Below are 3,997 nucleotides of genomic sequence, written 5' to 3' on the forward strand. Positions count from 1 at the left end.
CGGCGCCGGCCGGCGCACGGCGATCGGTGTCCGCAATCCGACCATCGCGACCGGACCTACCCCCAACCTAGCGCCGTGAGCGAGGTCGTAGGGTAAGCGGTCTTCCCGCTCGTGCCGACCGACACGTGCGATCCATGTCACACCCAGAACCACGTTCAGAACCACGTCCAGACCTGAATCCAAGCCGGCCCAATGCGTTTCGATCACGGGGGGCCAGGGGCATCGCGTGACGGCGTCCCTGGTGATCGTCTGTGTTCGTGGTGGCGGAGGGCCCCGAGAAACTCCGGAGAGACCGTGCCCTCCCGCATTGAGGACTACGCGCTGATCGGCGACACACATTCGGCCGCGCTGGTCTCCAGGGACGGTTCGATCGACTGGTTGTGCCTGCCCCGCTTCGACTCGCCCGCGTGTTTTGCCGCCCTGCTCGGTGACGAGAACTCCGGCCGCTGGAGGATCGCGCCGGTCGATCCGGTACTCGCGGTGAGCAGACGATACCGCGGCGACACCCTCGTCCTCGAAACCGACATGACCACGACGAGCGGGACCGTACGGATCGTCGACGCGATGTACCCGCGCTCCGGCGAGCACCTCGTGCTGCGGCTCGTCGAGGGCATCGAGGGCACGGTCCGGATGCGCAGCGAGACCCGCATCCGCTTCGACTACGGCTCGATCGTCCCGTGGGTGCGCCGTTTCGACGACCACACGGTGGTCGCGGTCGCCGGCCCCGACGCGGTCACCCTGCGCACGACCGCGCCGATGGAGGGCCACGACATGGCCACCTACTCGCAGTTCACGGTCTCCGCCGGGCAGTCCGTGCCGTTCTCGCTGACCTGGTGCCCCTCGCACCGTCCGACCCATGCCCGCATCGACGTCCGCCGGGCGATCGACCTGACCGAGTCGTGGTGGGCGGACTGGATGGCCGGCTGCACCTACGACGGCCAGTGGCAGGACGCCGTCCNCCCTGATCACCCTCAAGGCGCTGACGTACGCGCCGACCGGCGGCATCGTCGCGGCGGTCACAACCTCCCTGCCGGAGATGATCGGCGGGGTCCGCAACTGGGACTACCGCTACTGCTGGCTGCGGGACGCCACCATCACCCTGCTCGCCCTGCTCGACGCCGGGTTCACCAGCGAGGCCACGGCCTGGCGGGAGTGGCTGCTGCGGGCGGTGGCGGGCGACCCCTCACAGGTCCAGATCATGTACGGCGTCGGCGGCGAGCGCCGGCTGCCCGAGTACGAGGTACCGTGGCTGCCCGGCTACGAGGGCTCCGCTCCCGTCCGGGTCGGCAACGGCGCCGTCGACCAGTTCCAACTGGACGTCTACGGCGAGGTGCTCGACGCGCTGCACGTCGCCCGGATGGCCACCGACGTCGACGGCCATGACGACTCGTGGGCGTTGCAGAGCAAGCTGATGGAGTTCCTGGAGACCGGGTGGCGCAAGCCCGACGAGGGCATCTGGGAGGTCCGCGGGCCGCGCCGGGACTTCGTCCACTCCAAGGTGATGGCCTGGGTGGCGGTCGACCGGGCCGTCAAGGGCATCACCGAGTGGGGGCTGCCCGGCCCGCTGGACCGCTGGACGGCGCTGCGGACCGAGATCCACAACGAGGTCTGTGCCCGCGGTTTCGACCCCGCCCGCAACACCTTCACCCAGTTCTACGGCTCCACCGAACTGGACGCGGCCCTGCTGAACATCCCGCTCGTCGGCTTCCTGCCGGCGACGGATCCGCGCGCGGTCGGCACGGTCGCCGCCATCGAACGCGAACTCGTCCAGGACGGGTTCGTGCTGCGCTACCCGACCGCGGAGGACGGCGCGGTCGACGGCCTGCCCGCCGGTGAGGGCGCCTTCCTCGCCTGCACCTTCTGGCTCGCCGACAACTACGCCCTGTCGGGACGGGTGCGCGAGGCCCAGGAACTGTTCGAGCGGCTGCTTGCGCTGCGTAACGACGTGGGGTTGCTGGCGGAGGAGTACGACCCCGCCCTCGGCCGGCTGGTCGGCAACTTCCCGCAGGCGTTCAGCCACGTCCCGCTGGTCAACACCGCCCGGACGCTGACCGACGCCCTGCGCGGCAGGCCGCGCTCGCGCACCGACCGGGCCTACCCGCCAGGCCACTTCTTCGGCTGATTCCCCGGCCGACTCCCCGATCGTCCGCCGGCCGTCCCCGCTGTCCGCCCGCTTCGTCCGCTTCGTCCGCCCGTCATCCGTGCCGGGACAGCCGAAGCGGCGGGGAACGACGAGGGAAGAGAGAAAAGCAAAGGATCATCTTTTGCGCCGCGCGCCCGGCAGCCCCGTAACATCGCCGGCGGACGGGTACGCGACCATAGTTCTTCCTGCGCTCCCTGCGCGCACGGAAACCCATGGCATCCAAGGAACCAGGAGCGGGCGCGTGGCGGGTCGGGTTGCGGTGATCGGCGGCGGCATTCTCGGGCTCGCGGTGGCCCGGCGGATCCAGCAGGTCGATCCCGCTGCCACGGTGACGCTCTTCGAGAAGGAGCATGACGTCGCCCGCCACCAGAGCGGGCACAACAGCGGAGTCGTCCACGCCGGGCTGTACTACCAACCGGGATCCCTGAAGGCGACCCTGTGCCGACGAGGCGTGGTGCTGCTCAGGGAGTACTGCGCCACGCACGGCATCCGCTACGACGAGTGCGGCAAGGTCGTGGTCGCGGTCGACGACAGCGAGCTGGGCAGGCTCACCGACATCGCGCGCCGGGCACAGGCCAACGGCGTCCCGGACACCACCATGCTGGACGGGCACGACCTGCGCCGCTACGAACCGCACGCCCGCGGGGTGGCCGCACTGCACTCCCCCACGACCGCGATCGTCGACTACCGGGCGGTGGCCCGCCGGCTGCGTGACAGCGTCCAGGACGCCGGCGGCACGGTGCGTACCGGCAGCGAGGTCGTCGCCGTCGAGGAGCGTCCCGACGGCGTCCACCTGGGCCTGCGGGTTCGGGGGAACATCCGGGTGCCGCCCAACGGCACGCACGCGACCGCGTCCCGGGCCGGTGGCACGGTCGCGGCCGTGTCCACGATGGCCGGGCCGTTCGACCTGCTCGTCGCCTGCGCCGGCCTGCAGTCCGACCAGGTCGCCGCGCTCACCGGCGAGGATCCCTCACCACAGATCGTCCCGTTCCGCGGCGACTACTGGCTGCTGCGACCGGAGCGCCGCGGCCTCGTGCGCGGGCTGATCTACCCGGTGCCGGATCCGCGATACCCGTTCCTCGGCATCCATCTGACCAGAAGGGTGGACGGGAACGTGCTGGTCGGCCCGAACGCGGTCCTCGCGACCGCCCGCGAGGGCTACACCGGGCTGACCGTGCGAGGCTCCGAACTGCGTCAGACGCTCGCCTGGCCGGGCTTCCGGACGATGGCGCGCCGGCACTGGCGGACCGGGGCCCGGGAGATCCTGCGCACGGCGAGCCGGCACGCGTTCATCGCCGAGGCCCGCCGGTACGTCCCACAGCTGCAGGCCGCCGACGTGGTCCGGGGGCCCTCCGGTGTCCGGGCGCAGGCGGTCGCGCGCGACGGCGCCCTGGTGGACGACTTCGTGCTGTCGATACGCGGGAAGATCGTGCACGTGCGGAACGCGCCGTCACCGGCGGCCACCGCTTCCCTGGCCATCGCCGAGCACATAGTGGACAGGATCGTGGCCGAACCGGCCGCGTGAGCGCACCGGCGCCGCCCGCGCCGGGGCACCTCACCCACGATCAGCTGTCTCTCCCGCCGAGGCCGCCGGGCCCACCACGGGCTTCCCTCGGCCTGACGGGCAGAAACCGGGCCAGCAGCGCGCCGGTGACGGTGAACAGCCCGCTCAGCAGCGTGATCCACAGACCCGGCCCCAGCTCGACCGAGAGGTCCAGCTCGATGCCGCCCAACTGGTCGACGCGCAGCAGCCGAATCATGTCGATCACAGCGATCAGAATGATCGTCAGGCCGATCGCGGCGGTGAGTATCCACCGCCAGCCATTTCGGTCACGGCCGGTGAGCATCCCGCCG

The 3,997-nt window shown here is 71.1% G+C and carries 1 protein-coding gene and 2 pseudogenes; 2 read left to right on the plus strand and 1 reads right to left on the minus strand.

Annotation, left to right across the window (positions count from 1 at the left end; all coding sequences use genetic code 11):
* Positions 1-294 precede the first annotated feature (294 nt).
* Both FrCorBMG51_RS33070 and FrCorBMG51_RS09145 read left to right on the plus strand, forming a co-directional pair.
* A pseudogene (locus FrCorBMG51_RS33070) lies at positions 295-2,122 on the plus strand (glycoside hydrolase family 15 protein).
* 262 nt (positions 2,123-2,384) lie between these two features.
* On the plus strand, positions 2,385-3,668 hold the full coding sequence (locus tag FrCorBMG51_RS09145; RefSeq protein WP_047222646.1) for an L-2-hydroxyglutarate oxidase: 1,284 nt from the start codon (positions 2,385-2,387) through the stop codon (positions 3,666-3,668).
* 40 nt (positions 3,669-3,708) lie between these two features.
* Here the strand turns inward: FrCorBMG51_RS09145 and FrCorBMG51_RS09150 are convergent.
* Positions 3,709-3,997: pseudogene (locus FrCorBMG51_RS09150) on the minus strand (hypothetical protein); the annotation flags it as partial.

This window comes from Protofrankia coriariae (genome assembly GCF_001017755.1).
GTDB classification, from domain to species: domain Bacteria; phylum Actinomycetota; class Actinomycetes; order Frankiales; family Frankiaceae; genus Protofrankia; species Protofrankia coriariae.